At 38.0% G+C, this 20,856-nt stretch carries 18 protein-coding genes; 15 read left to right on the top strand and 3 right to left on the bottom strand.

Annotated features, from left to right (window positions below; all coding sequences use genetic code 11):
• The first annotated feature begins 12 nt into the window (after nucleotides 1-12).
• On the top strand, nucleotides 13-777 hold the full coding sequence (locus tag R7Q11_RS09715) for a glycosyltransferase family 2 protein (RefSeq protein ID WP_225466401.1): 765 nt from the start codon (nucleotides 13-15) through the stop codon (nucleotides 775-777).
• 109 nt (nucleotides 778-886) lie between these two features.
• Here R7Q11_RS09715 and R7Q11_RS09710 read toward each other — a convergent pair whose 3' ends face one another.
• The gene (locus tag R7Q11_RS09710; RefSeq protein ID WP_017820724.1) at nucleotides 887-1,894 is read right to left on the bottom strand and encodes a sugar transferase; all 1,008 of its coding nucleotides are present in this window, start codon (nucleotides 1,892-1,894) and stop codon (nucleotides 887-889) included.
• Between the two features lie 239 nt (nucleotides 1,895-2,133).
• A complete protein-coding gene (locus R7Q11_RS09705) occupies nucleotides 2,134-3,450 on the bottom strand; it encodes an MBL fold metallo-hydrolase (protein WP_025768337.1) in 1,317 nt (438 codons plus the stop codon).
• 1,145 nt (nucleotides 3,451-4,595) lie between these two features.
• Between R7Q11_RS09705 and wecA the strand changes: the two genes are divergently transcribed.
• The 13 genes from wecA to galU all read left to right on the top strand — a co-directional run bounded on the left by wecA (nucleotide 4,596) and on the right by galU (nucleotide 19,262).
• Nucleotides 4,596-5,669 (top strand): UDP-N-acetylglucosamine--undecaprenyl-phosphate N-acetylglucosaminephosphotransferase, encoded by a 1,074-nt coding sequence (gene wecA, locus R7Q11_RS09700; protein ID WP_213867429.1) that lies wholly within the window; start codon nucleotides 4,596-4,598, stop codon nucleotides 5,667-5,669.
• 26 nt (nucleotides 5,670-5,695) lie between these two features.
• The gene (locus R7Q11_RS09695) at nucleotides 5,696-6,136 is read left to right on the top strand and encodes an acyltransferase (protein WP_080276961.1); all 441 of its coding nucleotides are present in this window, start codon (nucleotides 5,696-5,698) and stop codon (nucleotides 6,134-6,136) included.
• Complete coding sequence (locus R7Q11_RS09690; protein ID WP_225466400.1) at nucleotides 6,137-7,528, top strand: lipopolysaccharide biosynthesis protein; 1,392 nt, start codon at nucleotides 6,137-6,139, stop codon at nucleotides 7,526-7,528.
• Entirely contained in the window at nucleotides 7,503-8,045 is a 543-nt protein-coding gene (locus R7Q11_RS09685; RefSeq protein ID WP_213867426.1) for a serine O-acetyltransferase, read from the top strand. The genes R7Q11_RS09690 and R7Q11_RS09685 overlap by 26 nt, the downstream gene beginning before the upstream one ends.
• A gap of 64 nt (nucleotides 8,046-8,109) precedes the next feature.
• On the top strand, nucleotides 8,110-9,570 hold the full coding sequence (gene wzy / locus R7Q11_RS09680; protein WP_213867425.1) for an O-antigen polysaccharide polymerase Wzy: 1,461 nt from the start codon (nucleotides 8,110-8,112) through the stop codon (nucleotides 9,568-9,570).
• 23 nt (nucleotides 9,571-9,593) lie between these two features.
• On the top strand, nucleotides 9,594-10,661 hold the full coding sequence (locus R7Q11_RS09675; RefSeq protein WP_213867424.1) for a glycosyltransferase: 1,068 nt from the start codon (nucleotides 9,594-9,596) through the stop codon (nucleotides 10,659-10,661).
• The gene (locus R7Q11_RS09670) at nucleotides 10,642-11,814 is read left to right on the top strand and encodes a glycosyltransferase (protein WP_213867423.1); all 1,173 of its coding nucleotides are present in this window, start codon (nucleotides 10,642-10,644) and stop codon (nucleotides 11,812-11,814) included. Before R7Q11_RS09675 ends, R7Q11_RS09670 begins: the two co-directional genes overlap by 20 nt.
• Before the next feature lies 1 nt (nucleotide 11,815).
• Nucleotides 11,816-12,685: an ATP-grasp fold amidoligase family protein gene (locus R7Q11_RS09665; RefSeq protein WP_213867422.1), complete on the top strand. Its 870-nt coding sequence runs from the start codon at nucleotides 11,816-11,818 to the stop codon at nucleotides 12,683-12,685.
• Nucleotides 12,686-12,753: 68 nt separating this feature from the next.
• Nucleotides 12,754-13,761 (top strand): NAD-dependent epimerase, encoded by a 1,008-nt coding sequence (locus R7Q11_RS09660; RefSeq protein WP_005384851.1) that lies wholly within the window; start codon nucleotides 12,754-12,756, stop codon nucleotides 13,759-13,761.
• Between the two features lie 8 nt (nucleotides 13,762-13,769).
• Nucleotides 13,770-14,921, top strand: a complete 1,152-nt coding sequence (locus R7Q11_RS09655) for a glycosyltransferase family 4 protein (RefSeq protein ID WP_225466399.1) — start codon at nucleotides 13,770-13,772, stop codon at nucleotides 14,919-14,921.
• 24 nt (nucleotides 14,922-14,945) lie between these two features.
• Nucleotides 14,946-17,051 carry a YjbH domain-containing protein gene (locus R7Q11_RS09650; RefSeq protein WP_225466398.1) on the top strand — a complete coding sequence of 702 codons (2,106 nt, stop codon included), beginning with the start codon at nucleotides 14,946-14,948 and terminating at the stop codon, nucleotides 17,049-17,051.
• 97 nt (nucleotides 17,052-17,148) lie between these two features.
• Nucleotides 17,149-18,315, top strand: a complete 1,167-nt coding sequence (locus tag R7Q11_RS09645) for a nucleotide sugar dehydrogenase (RefSeq protein ID WP_025604212.1) — start codon at nucleotides 17,149-17,151, stop codon at nucleotides 18,313-18,315.
• A 68-nt stretch (nucleotides 18,316-18,383) separates the two neighbouring features.
• Nucleotides 18,384-19,262, top strand: a complete 879-nt coding sequence (gene galU / locus R7Q11_RS09640) for a UTP--glucose-1-phosphate uridylyltransferase GalU (protein ID WP_005397961.1) — start codon at nucleotides 18,384-18,386, stop codon at nucleotides 19,260-19,262.
• A gap of 97 nt (nucleotides 19,263-19,359) precedes the next feature.
• Here the strand turns inward: galU and tpiA are convergent, their stop codons facing one another.
• Nucleotides 19,360-20,130, bottom strand: a complete 771-nt coding sequence (gene tpiA / locus R7Q11_RS09635; RefSeq protein ID WP_005384863.1) for a triose-phosphate isomerase — start codon at nucleotides 20,128-20,130, stop codon at nucleotides 19,360-19,362.
• 269 nt (nucleotides 20,131-20,399) lie between these two features.
• On the opposite strand from tpiA, the gene R7Q11_RS09630 reads away from it, so the two are divergent.
• Nucleotides 20,400-20,747 carry a 5-carboxymethyl-2-hydroxymuconate Delta-isomerase gene (locus tag R7Q11_RS09630; protein ID WP_054866030.1) on the top strand — a complete coding sequence of 116 codons (348 nt, stop codon included), beginning with the start codon at nucleotides 20,400-20,402 and terminating at the stop codon, nucleotides 20,745-20,747.
• Nucleotides 20,748-20,856 lie beyond the last annotated feature (109 nt).

Genomic DNA, 20,856 nt, shown 5'->3' with positions numbered 1-20,856 from the left:
AAAGTCAGTATAATGCAAAAGAGCCAATCCCTTGTTTCTATAATCATGCCTTCATATAACTCTGATGGCACCATTTTAGAAAGTATTCAAAGTGTACTATCCCAAACTTATAAAAACTGGGAGCTTATAATAGTAGATGACAGATCTACCGATAATACTTGGCAAGTCATTCAAACATATGCTGATAAATACGATAACATTCGTGTATATCAGAACAAAGAAAACCTAGGTGCAGGAGCGAGCCGGAATTTTGCTATAAAAAAAGCAAAAGGCCGCTTTATTGCTTTTTTGGATTCTGACGACCTTTGGACAGAAGACAAACTAGCAGAGCAAATTCCATTCATGCTGGAGAATAACTACCCACTCACATACACTCACTACAGCCGTTTTACTAGTGAAGAAGATCTGAGTGTTGTAACTGCTCCCGAATATACAACGTATAAAAAACTTATGTACAGTAATGTTATCGGGTGCCTGACCGCCGTTTATGATACACAGGCACTCGGTAAGCGCTATATGCCTCTTATTCGTAAACGTCAGGATATGGGATTGTGGTTAGATATACTGAAAGATACTCCTAAAGCGTACTGTCTACCTAAGCCATTAGCAAAGTATCGGATGGATAGTGGTATGACAGCTAACAAATTTAGCGTTTTGTCATATCAATGGAAGTTTTACAGAGACGTAGTAGGCTTGAGCTTGCCAAGAAGCCTATTTACATTTTCTGTCTACGCCGTTAAAGGTACGATGAAACACCGAACTAAGCGCAAATCTTAGTTTCCTTAATCCTCGATAGAGCTTACAGAATATACACACAAAAAGAGCAGCGACCGTAAGGCGCTGCTCTTTTTATACCTGTGATCCGTTCGATTAACTTCGCCGTGTTTTAGCGACCCATCCCAAATAACACCGTTTTGACTGTAAGGAAAAGAATCTTCACTTCCATCATCCAGTTTTGGTGTTTGATATAGTAGACATCGTATTTATGCTTCCAAATAGCGTCTTCTACCGATGCGCCGTAAGGGTATTTTACTTGAGCTAGGCCAGTTACCCCAGGTTTAACGGCGTGACGAAAGCGATAGTAAGGAATGGCTTTTTCCAACTCAGAGATGAACACTTCACGTTCTGGGCGAGGGCCAACCATCGACATCTCTCCCTTTAATACGTTGATTAACTGAGGGAGCTCATCAATGCGAGTTTTACGAATAAAACAGCCGACTTTCGTTACGCGCGCGTCATTTTTTGTTGCCCATTGGGCTCCGTTCTTTTCTGCATCGTTTCGCATCGAGCGAAACTTAATCACTTCAAACTCTTCATTATACTGGCCGGTACGACGCTGTTTAAAGAATACCGGACCTGGCGATTCAAGCTTAATGAGTAGTGCCGTAATAAGCCCTACTGGAATAGCAACCCATGACAGCATGAAGACAAACAACAGATCGATGAAGCGTTTTTGCCAGCTGTTCTTGCGATTAGAAAGGATAGAAAAAGCTTTTTGGTGTAAGAAGTAGCCGCTGTGCAAAAGCTCAGTTTCAGTATATCCGAGTGAACGGTCAAAATAGCTCACTAATGGCTCAACCCAAGCACCTAGCTCTGTCGCCGCGACAAGAAACGCTTGCTGTTCAGGATCTAGATGCGAGCTTTTGAAGTGGCAAAGCGTTTTGCTCTTGAAGTCTCTAAGAGAATAGTTATTAACCTGAGCATTAATCTCAGGATGCCTCTTAAGTACTTGAGCAATTTTTGCTTCGTCTTCTTTTGGACAGTAGATATAAAGGCAAGCATTTGATTCACTTGCGGATAACTCGTCCAATGCTGATGTTATGCTGATAGAATTATGCTTAGTTAATTCAGAAGCTTCTCGTTCTTGAAGCGTGTCGCTCATACTGTCTGTCATAGGAATGGAATAAGTTGTTATCGACTAGCCAATTGCTTACAAGTCGGCGATTATAATTTATTTCGTATAGAAATTATATCCCTGAATCCAGAACATGCTCATAACTTTGTTAATTTTCTTGAACCTGAGTCCTTGTTCATGACTTGTTTTTGAATCTTAACGTAATTATATCAATGAACTCGAAAAACTATGTTTGCGATATATTATATTGCATTGAAATTAAATGATTGTTCATTTCACTATATAACGCAGTTATATCCGAGGGTTATCAGTTGTTGATAAAGCGATCTTTTCGACTCTTGTTCACCATGAATAAGGTGAACTTCTTTCGGAGGAGTTGGAATGCCAGAAACAAACTGTATTAAATCGTCCCTATCCGCATGTGCAGAGTAACCTGACATGGTATGTACTTGAGCCTCCACTCTAACGCGCCTTCCTTCAATCAGTATGTTCTCTTCTCCATCCTGAATTCGCCGACCTAACGTCCCTTCTGCTTGATAGCCTGCAAATAACACATCATTTCTTTTATCTGGCAGCAATGCTTCTAAATAATTGACGACACGTCCCCCTTCACACATACCAGAGGCCGCAACCACGATAGCAGCTTCTGCCGTGCTCGCGAGTCGATTGACGAGCTTTAAATGGTCAGTGTGGCTTTCGACGGTAATACATTGATCAAACGCAAGAGGGTGTCGGTGATGCTCGAGCCGCTCTTTCGCTTCAGCTCCCCAAAGCTTTTTAAATTGCCTATAGGTAGTAGTTACCTTTTTAGCCAAAGGAGAATCGAGAATAATAGGCAGAGAATCTTGCAAGGCGTGCTCATGAATAAGCTGTTCTATATCAAACAGTAACTCTTGAGTTCTCCCGACGCTAAAAGCAGGTATAACAATTACGCCACCATCCTGAAGTGCATGCTCAATAATAGAAAGCAATCGCCTACTGCGAGACTCAACATCTTCGTGAACTTTATTGCCGTATGTTGACTCGATAAACAAATAGTCAGCTTTTTCAGGCGATACCGGATCAGGTAGGAGAGGCGTGTTACGAGGTCCCAAATCCCCTGAGAACACAACAACTTCATTGTTTAATAAATGAAACTCAACATATGCAGACCCTAAAATGTGTCCTGCTGGTTGAAAGCGAAGAGAGGTATGTTCTTCTATCTCTATCCATTGGGAGTAAGAGCAAGGGCGAATAAGCGTTCGAATAAAATCGAGTACGTTTTCCCTTTGATGGCGCCTCATGCCTAACTGGAGCTTTAATCCATCTTCTAACATAAGCGGTACGAGCTCAGCAGTGGCTTCCGTACAGTAGATAGGACCCTTATAACCTGCAGCCAATAGCCAAGGTAGCCGACCAACATGATCGATATGAGAATGGGTTAGAACAACCGCTTTGAGATCAGAGATAGAAAAGTTGATATTCAAACTATCCTGCTGAGCATTATCTTGACCTTGTAGCAAACCACAGTCGATCAGCACACTTCCATTTTGTAATACGAGCTCGTGACAAGAGCCAGTAACCGTATTTTTCCCACCGTGGTGCAGTACTTTCATAACGAAACGACGCCTTTTCCTTTGTTAACCCACGCTTACGAGTATTTGCTTTTATATATAGCGACACCTCGCGACGTAAAGACGGCTCAGTCAATCGCGCAATGAACAAAGTAAGCAGAAAGTGGTGAATAAGTGAGCGTATTGTAGGCAAGGATAATGAGAGTAAGAAAACAGCAAAACCGAAAGTTTAGAGAGACTTAGATATTCGTCATAAATTTGACTGTGTAGCATTGCAACCTGTTGTGATGCAATTCATATTATTGCAACTATTTTCACTTAGGCTTCTGAGATTAACGCGCTAGCTACACAAACATCAGCTATGCCGGAAGGAGTTTAATAATTAGTAAGCCAACAAAAAAAAGCGTCACGTTTATGGCGAGTTAAGTGTCAGAAAAAAGACATTTTTTTGCAAGCTTTTTACACGTTCTACTTTTAGTTGCAACGTGTTTACTATACAATTCGTCTCCTGTTTGGAAACGCAACCATTAAACACTACGTCTAAAACTTGCTTCTAGGAGCCAGACCTAGGGGCGGTAGCGTGCCCAAATCGTCTGTTGGCCTCTTTCCTACTAGAAAAGAAACCAAGCAAGATAATTTTTAATAATAAGCACCTAAGTGCATTTCTGGCAAGATTGATTTATAAAAAACGAGAACTATTACAAATTTATGTAATTCCCTTTTGTCAGAGGGACGCTCAAAGCTAACAAAGTGGCGAGCAAATGTTGGTTAGGCATAGGTTACAATTTAAATCTCCATTTCTCATACCTATCAAAACCAAATACTAGGTTTATAGAAGTACATAACTACCGGCCCAAACCGTTAGTTAGTATGTTCAGCTTTGTATTTGGCCTGCCTATAAAAGGCTGAGAACCGATGACCGTCACGAGCTAGTGTCGGTGGAACTCAGTTACTTACATATTCAATATTAGAAATTAGCGTTTGCAATGCGTTACAACCCACGTTGGCTAATGTGGTTTTGTCACGCCAAAAAATCACCTGCTCATTCTTAGAGTTCGGCGTGTCTAGATACGAGCGAAGCAAGAATCAGCAGTATCGGACCTGTGATGCAATGGAATCCGTAAAGGGAATCAGTCGGATGCGTTATAGATTTACCTCAAACTTATTTAATAACACAGTTGGCTACCATGAATAATGCATATTTATTTGTATTTATTTTGTCGTTCGTTCTACTTTTTGTTATGCGCAAAGTTGCTAAGCGCGTAGGTCTAGTAGATAAACCCAATGCAAGAAAGCTCCACCAAGGAGTAGTACCCCTTGTAGGAGGCATCTCCATTTTCTCTACTATACTGGTCGGGTTCCTTCTGTTCCTACCAATGAATGACAACCTATCACTCTACTTATCTTGTTCGGCTGTGCTTATAGTGCTCGGCGCATTAGATGACTACTACGATGTAAGTTTCAAAATTCGTCTTATTATCCAAGCCGGAATATCCCTTGCGATGATTTACATCGGAGGCCACAGCTTACACGATTTAGGCTACTTGATGGGGAGCGAAACCATTGCCCTTAATGAAGTCGCTGGCGCAGTGATCACCGTTATTGCGGTAATAGGCGCAATTAACGCATTTAATATGGTTGATGGCATAGACGGCTTGCTGGGCGGGTTAGCCTCGGTAACCTTTACAGCATTAGGTATTGTATTTGCCTACAACGGAAACGAATATTTAGCTACGATCTGTTTAATGATCGTGACTGCGATGCTTCCTTACATCTTCCTGAACTTAGGTTTCCCACTTGGTCGTCGCTTTAAAATCTTTATGGGTGATGCTGGCAGTATGTTTATCGGCTTTACAGTGGTCTGGATGCTGATTCGCGGCACGCAAGAACCAGGAGCGGTAGCCTTCAAGCCAGTCACAGCACTGTGGCTAATAGCTTTACCGTTGATGGACATGGCAACCATTATGATCCGTCGTATTCGTAAAGGCCAGTCACCATTCCAACCAGACAGAGAACATCTACACCATATTTGTCAGCGTATTGGGCTTTCTCCAGGTGCAACGTTAATTTTCATCTGTTCGATGGCATCAATTTGCGCCGCTATCGGCTTGTGGGCTGACTTTACTGATGTCAGTGAATCTACAATGTTCCTCGCCTTTATAATTCTGTTTGCGTGTTATTTCTCCATTATTAGTCACATATGGCGAATCTCTACCTGGCTTAATAAATTTAGAGCGTTGCCTAAATTGATTCGAGATTAATTAAATTAAAAGATGTGAATAACCAAATGAAAAATTTCTTTTTTAAAAAAATATATATAAAATTATTTGGTAAACTCGCCTATGCAAAAAGGATTGGAGTTAAAATTGGAGAAGGATGTAGAATATATATAAGTTCTTGGGGAACTGAACCTGATATGGTCGAAGTGGGTAATAATGTGACAATTACTTCTGAGGTGGTGATTTTAACTCACGATGGTTCGACTTGTTTGATAACAGATAGTAATGGTGATAGATATTACAGGTACGCACCTGTAAAAATTGGTGATAATGTCTTTATTGGATACCGAAGTATCATTTTGCCAGGGATTGAAATAGGTAATAATGTTATTGTTGCTGCGGGGAGTGTCGTTACTAAGTCTATTCCTGATAATAGTGTAGTGGCTGGAAATCCAGCTAAAGTAATAAAGACATTTGATGAGTATAGAGAAAAAATAATGAGTTCATAAATGTCAAGTTATATATGGATCCTCTTAGAGAAGTCAGGTTTAATGCTTGTACGGCTCATTACTGTCATAATTTTAGCTAGGATTTTAGAACCACATGATTTTGGTTTGTTTTCCATGGTAGCTATAATTGTTTCTTTATCTAATGTATTGATCGACTCAGGTCTATCTGGAGCGATCATACAAAAAAAGAATATAAATAAAGAATACTATCACACTGCATTCTCGTTTAATATTGTAGTTGCGTTAATCTTATCTTTAACAATTTTCTTTTCATCAGACTTTATTGCAAGTTTTTACAATGAGCCTAAACTGATAGATATAGTTAAAGTTTTAGCGTTGACTATAATAATAAAATCATTTGCTACTATCCATTGTGCAAAATTGACAAAAGATCTTGTATTTAAAAACCAAGCAATTATATATATCTTTTCTTCATTATTTTCTGCAATTATTGGTGTCTTTTTGGCTCTAAAAGGAGCTGGGTACTGGGCCCTTGTTACAATACAGATTATCGAATCATTTTTGGTTTCGACATTATTTTTTATTTGTAGTGATTATAAGCCTAAAATCTATTTCTCAAAAGATAAGTTCATTGATTTGTTTTCTTTTGGTGGTAGATTGATGGTGTCATCTTTGATTTTTACTATTTATCAAAACTCTGTGAATATTGTGTTAGGTAGAAAGTTTGGGGCAGTAGAGTTAGGTTATTATTCACAGTCTCAAAAAATAAATGAAATGTATTTAAATACATTGACCTTGATTATAGATAAGGCTATTTTTCCAAAATTATCGAAGCTATCTGATGACCTTGTAGCATTTAAAGAAATGGTTTCCAAAGTAGTTCCTATTGTCGCCTTACTATCATTTTTTATTTTTTCATTTGTTTTTGTTAGCTCTGACTGGATTATACTCTGCTTATTAGGGGAGGGATGGGATAATTCAGTGGATATCTTACGGCTTTTATCTTTATCTGCTTTCGGATTAACTATCGAGAGCTACTCAAGATGTTTTATTAAATCAATGGGAGAAGTGAAAGTTATTCTAAAGCAAGAGCTATATAAAAGGGTTTTGGGAATTATATTAATTTTAATTTCTTCTTCTTATGGGATGTATGCGGTTATATATACATTATTATTACTTTCTATATTTAATGCATTAGTGAATTCTCTTTCAGTTTGTAAAATTTTGAAAATTAACATCTTCTCATATTATAGATTGCTTTCATTTCCTATTATATTTTCTATGCTTGGGGTTTTATGTTCATTTTATTTATTTCCTGACGATTTTATAAAACGAACATTTGTGTTTTTATTTATATATTTTTTATTTAGTGTTTTGATTTTTAAAAATAAGATTGTGAAAATAAATGATAAGAAACAAGCAAGAGTATAAATATTATTTGAAGCAGGATTTACTTCAACTCGGTATTGATGGAACATTTAAAGATTATTTAAAGAACGATATATGGAGATTTCAACGAGCTCTTAGGACTGCTGAGTATTATCAAAATTGTTCCAAGTCTAAGTTCTTAAAGCTAATAACTAGATTTAGGTACTTATCTATATCCAAAAAGCTAGGATTCACTATACCACTGAACACCTTCAAAGAAGGATTATCTATAGCTCACTATGGAACGATAGTTGTTAATGGTAAGGCTCGAGTGGGACGAAACTGTAGAATTCACGTTTGTGTAAATATTGGTGCAGATATCCTTGATGGTAGCATTGCTCCAACAATCGGTGATAACGCATATATTGGGCCTGGTGCTAAGCTATATGGAGGGATTGTGTTAGGTGATAATGTTACAGTGGGTGCAAATGCTGTCGTAAACAAATCGTTCAGTGATGGAAATTGTGTTTTGGCTGGAGTTCCTGCCAAAGTAATATCGTCAAAGGCGATAAGTAGGTAAAATTTACTATTGGGTGATTTTATATTAAATATCAAATACATTTCATTTCTAAGTTGAAATTCATATGAACTTTAAGTTGTTTGGTTTTATTTTTATTCATTTTATCTTGATTGTATCAATCTCTTTATTATTATTTGTCCCTGAGTTGGTAGATAAAAGTTTTCAAAGAGTCAGCTTAGTTATTTGCTTTGTGTCAATATTTATTTTCCTTCTTATTAAGAATAGAGAAAATAATAACTATTTATCATTTAATAATATTTTTATTGTTGGTTATGTCATAGTATTCTTTCAAGTTGTAGTTCTTCAGCACTTTGGATATTATTTACCTAGTTGGTCTTATAATAAGTACTGGTCTAGCCCTTATATAGAAAATATCTCAGTGATTGTTTCTGTCGTTGCTGTGTTATGTTATATAATTGGGAATCTTTATGGGTCATTTAAAAGGCGAACGGAGAGGAAGAAAAAATTAAGCAATGAAATTTATTCAATTTCATTGCTTGTTATTATTGCATACGTGTCATATTTTGCTTTTTTCTCTACATCAGGTTCTTATCGATCTGGAGTGTACTTTGCCAGCGATGCTTTAGGTATATCAAGTTATTTCTTGAAGATTTTTAATGCATCTTTAAGTGCCGCGATAATTATAAAATTAACTCAAATTGCAAATGATAAAAATAACAACATCATAAGCATTAAAGATTATATTTCCATTTTCGGTTATCCATTGTTAATTTTATTTTTCTGGAATCTAGCTTTTAATCTTTATGTTGGTGACCGAGGTGTTATAATTTCTTATGGTCTTTTGTTTATTTCTGTATATGTTTATAGAATTAAAAAATTTAATTTAATTCAAGTGCTAGCAATGATTTTCTCTGCTTCAGTTGTTTTAACTGTAATTGGGCAAGTAAGGCAGAGTAACGATGATACATTGACATATATACAGCAGTTCAATTCAATTATTGAAGGAAATAACAATAAGAGTAGGTGGTATGAAGAGAAAGTTCCTGGGGATAGTTTTATTGAGCTTGCTCATTCAGGAAGAACACTTAATCACTCTATAGATAATGTTCCTGAAACGTATGATTACAGGTATGGCGTTTATGCTTTTAAACGTATTGTTGGAGTCGTGCCTGGTCTGCAGGGGATTGTAAATAAATTAATCGATGGTGACGATAGTAAATATTTCTCTACGTCAGAGTTTATTTCATACCTTATTCAAGGAGAACATAGATTATATGGTGATGGCTCATCTATAACTGCTGACTTGTATTTGGACTTTGGCTTTACTGGTGTTTTTATTGGAATGTTTTTATTCGGCCTGTTTATAGGAAGTAGCGAGAATAAGGCTTATTCTGGTTATGTTTCATATTTAAGCATATCTTGGGTAGGCTTTTTAATTTACTATTCTAAATCGTTGTACTTATCTAGATCATCTATTTTTTTAGAGCTTTCTTCCATGTTTTTAATATGGGTTATGTTGTATTTTAATTCTAAAATTTCAATCTATATAAGAAATCGTCTATAAACTAATTTCTGAAGTTGTTTAATATGGAAAATATTAATATTTTAATAAACTCGTTGAAAGGGGGAGGGACCGAAAAAGTCTGCTCTTTACTTGCGTCTTATTTATCAGACTCTGGGTATAAAGTAAATTTATATGTTCTAGATAATGATGGTAACGATTATCCAGTTAGCTGTAATGTTAATGTTAAATATCTTGGTAAAAGTAGCTCTATCAGAAGTTTTCCCGTTTTGGCTAAACTTTTAAGAACAGAAAAAATAAATAAAATATTGGTTTTCAATCATGAATTAAGCTTAGTTTTGTTCTTCATAAAGAAATTGTACTCATTAGACTTTAAAATAATTAGTAGGATAAATAACACTTTGTCTAAAACAATTGTTTTTAAATCTTTGAAATATAAATTTGTAGTGGGGGGGTTAATGAAGCTCTTCTATAAAAAAATGGATTTCTTTATATTTCAGTCCAATGGGATCAAGCTAGATATGATAAGTAATTATGGTGTTAAAGATAATTATTCAATAATTAATAACCCAATCGTTACAAGTAATTATACTGGCGAAAGTAAAAAAGATAAAGACATAGATATATTATATGTAGGTCGATTAGTTGAACAGAAAAATGTAAAGGACATATTGCACGTTGTTAGTTCTCTAGCCAAAAAAGGAAAAGAATATAAGCTTTCAATAGTTGGTGATGGGCCTAAAAGAAATGAACTAGAAAGATATTGCAAGTTAAATAGTCTTGAGCAGCAAGTTACTTTTTGGGGGCACCAATCAAACATAGATGAATTCTATCATAGAGCAAAGCTTACTGTCCTTACTTCTCATAACGAAGGTTTCCCTAATGTTTTAGTTGAGTCTTTATCATATGGAGTTCCAATTGTTTCTTATGATTGCCCAAGTGGGCCTAGTGATATAATTATATCAGGAAAGAACGGAGTTCTTGTAGAACATTTGAATGTTATTGATTTTGAGCAAGCTGTAGATTACTCATTAAATCATTCTTGGGATGAAAATGAAATATTAGATACAACAAGAAAATTTGATGTGGATTTTATAGCGAGACAATATCAAAATGTTATTAAAAACGTCTAAAAATAAGATTATTTTCATTGATTCATATTTTAAAGGTTTAAACGGTGCGCCTAAAAGTATGTTGTCGTTAGCGAATGGTCTTTATAATAAAGGTCATAGTGTTACAGTTGCTTCAACAAAGTTTGATGGTTTATTGACTAAAGCAGAGGATTTAAATCTAAATGTAAAAAACTTAAATACACCAACAGTATTACTGCGCTCAAGAAAAGATTTTTCTTTACCCAATAAAATTAGTTATATGTTTGTGTTGTTATATTATTGGTTTTTTCAATTAATTAAAATTAAATTTAATAAGTTTGATACTATATGTATAAATGATATTAGAAGCTTTTTATTGCTCTTTCCTATACTGCTTTTAAATAAAAATAAAATTATATGGTATGTTAGAATTAATGAAAGAATAAAGCTAATATCTTCACTCGCAGCGTTTTTGTCTAAAGAGATAATTCTTATTTCATCAGATTGTATTGATGTTTTGTCTCATACAGAACGAAATAAATACTCAAAAAAAATATCCATATTGCATACTGGATTTAATTTTAATGAAGTCTGTAAAGAAAAAGTCATTGAGATAGAAAAGTCTATACCTAATAAGAATGGAAAGGTTTATATTACCGTCGGCAGTGTTTGTCCAAGAAAAAATCAAATGGAAATCATACAATCTTTCAATGAAGTTTGTGAAAATGATGATTTACTCTTACTGATAGGTAGTGCGACTTCTAATGAAGACTTGATTTATGAAAATGAAATGAACTCTAAGATATCAGAATTGAATTTAGAAAATCAAATCATTAGAGTTCCTCATACACCTTATGTACATGAGTACCTATCGATTTCAGATATCTTTCTATTTGCAAGTCATAAAGAAGGTTTGCCTCGAGTCGCTATTGAAGCTTTGCATTCAGGTTGCTTTGTATGCTCTTCGCTTGTAGATGGAATAAGAGATATTATAGATGATAGTAATAAAGGTTTAGTCACTTCAGTAAAATCTAATGATCCTCGTTTTCATTCAGAATTCGTAAACAATATTTTTTCTATAGATAAGTCTCAACTTTCAGAACGAGACTTAAGGAAAAAGTACATATCTAAAAAGTTTGGTTATGATGAATTTATTTCTGGGTTTGAAAAAATAGCTTTTAATAAGGATGTTTAACGTGAATAAGAATATCACAAACTTTATCAGAGACTCGTTAAGATCCCTGCTTGGTATTAAGATCTATAACAAATTAAGGTTTATTCTTACACACAAATATTATCCAAGTTTTTCTAATCCTAAAACTTTTTCTGAAAAAATTCAGTATAGAAAGTTTTACGAAGATCCTAATAAGTACTCAAAATTTGCCGATAAATTACAAGTTAGAGATTATATTCAAGATGTTGTTGGTGGTGAGTTTTTAGTCCCTCTTATACTTAGCACTGAGAAATTAACTTTATCACAACTTACAGCCTTACCATCTAAATTTGTTGTTAAATCTAGTAATGGAGGAGGTGGTGTTAATGTGAAAGTTGTTCAAGATAAGAGTAAAGAAGATTTGCATTCACTATGTGATCAATTTAATCGATATCTGACATTAATGCCTGGAAAAGGGATTGATGAACTATTCTACGATATAGAAACTCCGACAGTTCTTGTAGAGGAACTTCTGGAAAATAAAGATAACTCTATCTTATTAGATTATAAGTTCCATGTTTTTAATAATGGTGAACTTATACTTTTACAAATAAATTCTGAATATAATACTCCAAACTGTACCAAAACACTATATGATTTAGATGGTAATAAGTATCATATTCAATTTTCAAAATATAATCATGGGCCTTCTAAAATTAACCTTCCACAAAAATTCTCAGACATGGTTGATATAGTTACTTTGTTATCAAAACCGTTCAATTATGTGCGCGTTGATTTATTTAATGTAGATGGAAAAATATATTTTGGTGAAATGACTTTTTGTCCGGCTAGTGGTTGGGATAAATTTGGGACATACAAGGATGACTTATATCTCGGTAACTTTTGGCAGTAGTTTTACTACTTGAAATTAACTATATTTTGTCTAGTTAGGTTGGCTTGGCTTTTAAATTGGAAACTATAATGAAATATTTAGTAACTGGCGCAGCGGGTTTTATTGGCGCTAAAACCATTGAAGTGCTTTTGAGTAAAGGTGCGAGTGTTGTTGGTGTAGATAATATTAATGATTACTATGATGTTAATCTTAAAGAAGCTCGACTACTGACGATCAATAATAGTGAGCGATTCGAATTTGTAAAGATGGATCTCTCGGATAGACAAGCTGTAGCTGATTTCTTCGCTAACAACCAGTTTGATTGTGTTATCCACTTAGCAGCTCAAGCTGGTGTGAGATACTCTATAGAAAACCCGATGGCCTATGCGGATTCTAACTTAGTTGGTCACCTAAACATCCTAGAGGGTTGCCGACATTCAAAAGTTAAGCATCTAGTTTACGCATCGTCATCTTCTGTTTATGGCTTGAATCAAAAAACACCTTTTGAAACAAGTGATACGGTTGATCATCCAGTTTCTTTGTATGCGGCGACGAAGAAATCAAATGAGTTAATGGCACACTCATATTCTCACTTGTATGACTTACCGACCACTGGATTGCGGTTCTTCACCGTTTACGGTCCATGGGGTCGTCCTGACATGGCACCTTTTATTTTCACTAAGAAGATATTAGAGGGCGATACAATTGATATAAACAATAATGGCGATATGTGGCGAGACTTCACTTACATTGACGACATTGTTGAAGGTATTGTACGTATTTCTGAGGTTATCCCTCAAAGAAATGACGACTGGACCGTTGAATCCGGTACGCCTGCTTCTAGTTCTGCTCCATACTCTGTTTACAATATCGGTCACGGTAGTCCAGTTAACCTTATGGACTTCATCACGGAAATCGAATCTGCGCTTGGTATTGAAGCGAAAAAGAATTTCCGCGAGATGCAGCCTGGTGATGTGTATAAGACTTATGCTGATACTTCTGATTTATTCGAAGCGACTGGCTACAAACCTCAAGTTGGTCTTAAACAAGGCGTTCAAGCCTTAGTTGATTGGTATCGCGAGTTTTATAAGGTTTAGGTAGTTAGATGAAAACGGTTGCGATTTCAGCAAATACAAGTTGGTATTTATATAATTTCAGAAGAAACACCATTACGGCGTTGTTGGACGCTGGTTATCAGGTTGTAGCTATAGCCCCTAAAGATGATTATTCACCGAAGCTTGAATCACTTGGAGCAAGCTTTTGTCATATCAACATTGACCAAGGGGGTACAAACCCTGTTAAAGATATTGGTACGTTTTTCTCATTTATCAAAATCTTTAAGAGCGTCAAACCCGATGTGGTACTGAACTTTACTCCAAAGAATAATATCTACGGTACGTTAGCTGGGCATTTTGTTGGCTCTAAGTCGGTCAATAATATTGCTGGCTTAGGTATGGTCTTTATTAATGAAGGCCTTACGTCTAAGATTGCCAGATTGCTGTATAAAATGAGCCAATCTAAAGCAAGTAAGATCTTCTTTCAAAATGAAGACGATAAAACGTTGTTTTTGGAGAATCGGTTAGCGCCATCGTGTCTTGTTGATCGTTTACCTGGTTCGGGAGCTGATCTCAACCGTTTTCAAGTTAGCCCTGCAAATGATGACGGTGTAATTCGCTTTTTATTGATTGCCAGAATGTTGTACGACAAAGGCATTGGTCACTACGTTGAAGCGGCTCGTGCATTGAAGTCTAAACATGGTGATAAGGTTGAATTTCGATTACTAGGTTTTCTTGATGTTAATAACCCTTCAGCTGTCTCTAGTAGTGATATGCAAAAGTGGGTTGATGAAGGCATTGTAAGTTATCTTGGCACTTCTGATTGTGTAGAAGAGGAGATTGCGAAGGTAGATTGCATGGTGCTTCCTTCATTCTATCGAGAGGGAGTTCCTAAATCGTTACTTGAAGCGGCGGCAATGGGGAAACCCATAGTAACAACCGACAATGTTGGTTGTCGTGAAACGGTTGACGATGGAGTCAATGGTTATTTATGTGCTCCTCGTTCGACAGATAGTTTAATTGAAAAACTGGATTTGGTGCTCAACCTCACTCATCAAGAAAGGTTAACAATGGGACAATTCAGTCGTCAAAAAGTTGAACGAGAGTTTGATGAGCAGTTAGTCATACAAAAATACTTGGACGCAGTGGAAGATTGCTTTCAAAAAGAAAAAACTCAAGCAGAAGGCCTAAGTGCCAGCTAGCAAAACTAAATAAAATAAAGAGTTATGATCAAAAAGATTTCAGTGGATGAAGTAACGATAATTACCCTATCGTTGGCTTTTAGTTGTGGCGTCGCGGCAAACGAATTGCAGACGCTAAATTCTAACCAAAGCTTTAGTGGACTGGTTTTTAACCCTAATGCTCAAGTGAAAGAGTATGGCGACTTTGGTGTATCTTTTGCCCAAGGGCGCCCTTGGCTTGACGAGGTGCAAGGTTTAGATTCTATAAAAGTATCTTTCGGCCTCATTGAAGGGTTAGAGGCTCATGGTAGTATCGTTACTTATGATTATAACTCGAACTGTTTTAAAACAGGCTGTGGCGGTATTCGAGATTTATCACTATCACTGAAGTATCAGGTTCCCAATTTTTGGGGGAATGAGAACTTAGATTTTGCTTTAGGTATGCAAGATGTCGGTGGCGCTGCAACTAAGCTCATGACTAATTTTGCCGTCGCTGATTATACGTTTAATGTACTTCCCTTAAGGGTTTCTGCTGGTTTCGGTCAGTCAGAAGAGCGTTTGATGGGTGTTCTAGATGGCCCTTTTGGTGGCTTTGAATACCAACCTTTTGACTTTGTTCAACTAGTAGGAGAGTACGATTCAGTAGAATTCAACTCTTCTATAAAAGTGTTTACTCCCGATAATTTACTGCCTAATGATATGACCGCCTCATTAAGTTACCAGATTTATTCTGGTCATGAATCGGATGGTTCAAGCGTTTGGAGTGCTGCACTCTCGATGCCATTGATAACGGAATACTCTCGCTCTCGCGACTACGCGAAGAATAATATGACGTTAATGGATCGTTTAGTCGTTGAGCAAAACAAAGCGCAACAAGCGTCAATTTCCTCTTTGGTTAGTGCGTTAAAAAATGAAGGCTTCGTTAATGTTCAAGTGGGCGTATCAAATGACAAAGTTGTGGTGGCTGTAGAAAACCGCCGCTACAACCATAACCAAGTTGACGGACTAGGTGTCGCTCTGGGTATTGTGTCTAGTCATTTAGGTCAAAATGCGGCGCAAGATATAGGCGCTGCATCGGATCAATTTGAACTTGTGATGCTTGCCAACCAAAAACCAGTGGTCAGCGTTTTGTCTGACGCTAACTGTTACCAAAGTTTTGTCAATGGTAGCGCAGCTTGTGATGACATTCAGTTTATCACGCGCGATTTACCGGAAAGATTAGACATGGTTGATTGGAAAACGGAGCGAGTTAATTCAGGCACTTTAGATTCGCAGATCGTGCTTTCTCCTATGGTAAGGCATGGTTTTGCAACCGAGTACGGTGTGTATGATTACTCTTTTGCTATGTCTAGCAACTTATACACCTACCTATGGTCTGGCGCGGCAATTGATGTTCGTCATATTTTACCTTTAGCAGAAAGTGACGATTTTGAAGAAGGTGGGTATTTCGAAGATAGCGCGTACGAGAACGAGATTGATCGTGCAATGGTGCATCAGTTCTTCCGTTTACCATATGTCGATATTGCTAACCAGGTCTCTCTAGGCTTGGTTAAGTCGGATTATATCGGTGCGCGCAGCGAATCAGCTTGGTTCTCTCAATCGGGCAACCATGAGTTGGGACTAGAGATGAGCTACTTCCAACATCAAGACGAAAAAGACAAAAATGGTTATGCGAATCCAGACCGCCAAACCTTTTTAACTCGTTACACATTCTCTATGCCAGAGTGGGATTGGCAGTTTAACGCAACTGCTGGCGAGTTTTGGAAAGGGGATGTTGGCGCAAAATTCACGACATCACATTGGTTTGAAGACATTGAAGTATCAGCAAGTTATCAGGTGACAAAGTTTAACGATACAGACGAAGAGCAGTTTGTCACTGTGTCAGTAAAACTGCCATTAACGCCATGGCGCGATATGTCGCCGGGAGTGATACAAGTTCGTGGTAACGAGGCTTATGATTTCAACGTTACGACTCGAGTTGGCAACGATACAAACTATTTGGCAGCAGGCCAGGGTGATGAACTCGTGATGGATAATAGTATGCTTCGCCGCTACTTTAACCGAGGCCGTTATGGTCAAGAGTACTTTGAGCAGAACAAGCTTCGCATTCGCAATGCTTATTTGCGTTACTTGGGTACTCAATTGAATTAAGTTGTGTTGCTAGTTAGGCTTTTAGTTAATCGCCGCACTCTACCGAGAGTGTCGGTGTTTTGATATGCTAGCGTCAGTTAAATAATAGGAAATAAAAATGAAAATTGCTGTAGCAGGCACGGGCTACGTCGGTTTGTCCAATGCCATGTTATTGTCACAAAACCATGAGGTTGTGGCGGTTGATATTATCCAAGAAAAAGTGGACTTGTTGAATGACAAGAAATCTCCAATTGTTGATGCGGAAATCGAACATTTCCTTGCAAACAAAGAACTCAACTTTATCGCGACGCTAGATAAAGAGCTGGCTTACAAAGACGCGGAGTTTGTTGTTATTGCTACACCAACGGATTATGACCCTCAAACGAACTACTTTAATACTTCTTCAGTTGAAGCAGTGATTAAAGATGTGATGGCAATTAATCCAGATGCAGTTATGGTGATTAAGTCGACTGTACCTGTGGGTTATACTGCGCGCATTAAAGAGGAGCTCGGTTGTCAGAATGTTATGTTCTCTCCAGAGTTTCTTCGTGAAGGTAAAGCTCTTTACGATAACCTACACCCGTCTCGCATTATCGTTGGTGAGCGTAGCGAACGTGCAGAGAAGTTCGCTAATCTTTTAGTTGAAGGTGCGGTAAAAGAAGACATCTCGGTTTTGTTTACTGACTCTACAGAAGCCGAAGCGGTTAAGTTGTTCTCAAACACATACCTAGCGATGCGCGTAGCTTATTTCAATGAGTTAGATTCGTATGCTGAAGCACACAACCTTGATGCTCGCCAAATTATAGAAGGTGTTGGCTTAGACCCTCGTATTGGCAATCACTACAACAACCCGTCATTCGGTTATGGTGGTTACTGCTTACCAAAAGATACAAAGCAATTGTTAGCAAACTACCAAGAAGTTCCTAATAACATCATTGGTGCAATTGTTGATGCAAACCGCACTCGTAAAGATTTTATTGCAGACTCCATTATCAAACGTCAGCCAAAAGTAGTGGGCATTTACCGCTTAATTATGAAAGCTGGTTCAGATAACTTCCGCGCTTCGTCTATTCAAGGCATTATGAAACGTATTAAAGCGAAAGGTATTGAAGTAGTGGTTTACGAGCCGGTACTGCAGGAAGATGAGTTCTTCCATTCTGCCGTTATCCGCGATATTGAAGAGTTCAAACAAATGTCTGATGTTATTGTTTCTAACCGCATGGTTGAGGAACTAGCTGATGTGGCTGATAAAGTTTACACCCGTGACCTGTTTGGTAGCGATTAATTAGTCTTTATATTCAAAATAATATAACAGGCTCCCTCAGAGGAGCCTTTTTTTAGTTGGTAATGGTTATGATTAAAAAATGTTTATTCCCTGCAGCGGGTTACGGTACACGTTTCCTTCCTGCAACTAAGTCGATGCCGAAAGAAATGATGCCAGTGGTGAACAAGCCATTGATTGAATACGGTGTTGAAGAAGCGATTGAAGCCGGTATGGACGGTATGTGCATCGTCACCGGTCGTGGTAAGCACTCGTTAATGGATCACTTTGATAAAAACTATGAGTTAGAGCATCAAATTAGCGGTACAAGTAAAGAAGCGCTGCTTGATGATATTCGTTCTTTGATTGATTCTGCGAGTTACACTTACATTCGTCAGCGTGAAATGAAAGGCTTAGGTCACGCTATTCTTACGGGACGTGAACTGGTCGGTGATGAACCGTTTGCTGTTGTGCTCGCGGATGACCTTTGTGTGAATGAAGACAAAGGCGTTCTAGCGCAAATGGTTGAGCTGTACAAACAGTTCCGCTGTTCAATCGTTGCGGTACAAGAAGTGCCGGAATCAGAAACGCATAAATACGGTGTGATTGCTGGCGAGATGATCAAAGATGATATCTTCCGCATTGATAACATGGTTGAAAAGCCAGAGCCAGGTACTGCACCTAGCAATCTAGCGATTATTGGTCGCTATATTCTGACACCTGATATCTTTGAACTGATTGAAAATACAGAGCCAGGTAAAGGTGGTGAGATTCAAATCACCGATGCGCTGATGCAACAAGCTCAATCTGGTTGTGTTTTGGCATACAAATTTAAAGGTCAACGCTTTGATTGCGGTAGTGTAGAAGGCTACATTGAAGCTACAAATTACTGCTACGAGAACCTTTATAAGAAAGATTCCAGTGCGGAGCTAGCGAAAAAGCCAACCGTGAAAATTGCCGAGCCAGCGTAAGTCGGAACTTCCTATTAGGTACTCCGACGGTACAACACAAACAAAAAGGGATGCATGATGCATCCCTTTGTTATTTCTACTCTCAGTAAAAACGAGATTAAGCTTTTGCTTTAGCCGCTGCTTTAGCGATTGCTGCGAAGCTCTTAGCGTCTAGAGAAGCGCCGCCAACAAGAGCGCCGTCGATGTCTGGTTGTGAGAAGTAAGCTTCAGCGTTTTCTGGCTTAACAGAACCGCCGTATTGGATGATTACTTGTGCTGCAACTGCTTCGTCTTTCGCTGCGATTAGTGCGCGGATAGAAGCGTGGATGCGTTGTGCATCTTCAGCGGTTGCTGCTTTACCAGTACCGATAGCCCAGATTGGTTCGTAAGCGATGATTGCGCCGTTTAGAGCTTCAACACCGTAAGTGTCGATAACTGCGTTGATTTGACGTGCACATACTGCTTCAGTTTCGCCAGCTTCGTTTTGCGCTTCAGATTCACCGATACAGAAAACAGGTGTTAGGCCGTTTTCTTTTAGGAAGTTGAATTTCTTAGCGATGAACTCGTCAGATTCGTTGTGGTATTCACGACGCTCTGAGTGACCGATGATGATGTGAGTAGCACCGAAATCTTTCAGCATTTCTGGAGACATATCGCCAGTGAACGCACCGCTGTTGTTTAGGTCAGTGTTTTGAGCACCTAGGATGATCTTGTTACCGCCTTCAGCGATTACGCGCTCTGCTAGGTCGATGTAAAGTGCTGGTGGAGCGACTGCTACGTCAACACCTTCTACGCCTTCAAGTTCAGCGTTAAGACCAGTTAGCAGCTCAGTTACCATTGCTTTGCTGCCGTTTAGTTTCCAGTTACCCATCACTACAGGACGACGCATAGGAATATCTCCCTTATCTTTAATGTAAATAGTCAATTAATGTAAAAAATCTACGTAGGAATATAACAGAATAATGTGAACAGATCATGATTGGCGTCATGTCTTGTCCGGCTTTCTTTGTTGATTCGACCAAGCATCGATCTTGTTATTTTTGTCAAAAGCAACCGATTGGTGATCGCGTAGACAGAATGATAGTTCATTCCTCGGAAATTGCTGCTGAGATTGGTATTACTACGCGCTGGAATTAATTGTTGTAGAAAGGAATCAAAATGCCAAATCTCGTTTTAGAGTATTCAAACTCGGTGGAAGAACGCGTCAATGTTCAGGGGTTGCTGGAGGATTTACATAAAACGGCGTTAGAAAGTGGCCTTTTTGAACTCGCGTCAGTGAAATCTAGAACGCTCCGGTGCCACAATTGGTTAATAGGAGAGGAGGGAGATAGCCTCGATTTTATCCATATCAACTTTGATTTGTTATCTGGTCGCTCCCAAGAACAAAAGCGAGAATTGTCACGAGCCTTGATGGCGACACTTCAAGAGCAAGCCAGTCACGTGCACAGTTTAACGGTCAATATCCGAGACATGGATATAGATAGCTTCCAAAAGGTATTGAACTAGGTTGCGCTGAATTGCCCGAGAATAGCGAGGGGTTATTGTTACTAATTCTCAGCCTGGCTCTGCTTGTTATATGGACGTTGTGGGCACCCAAGCTATCGGTGTCCTTTCC

This window comes from Vibrio sp. 970, from assembly GCF_033339075.1.
Note: the sequence above shows the minus strand (reverse complement) of the source record. Positions and strands in the feature narration are given on the sequence as shown.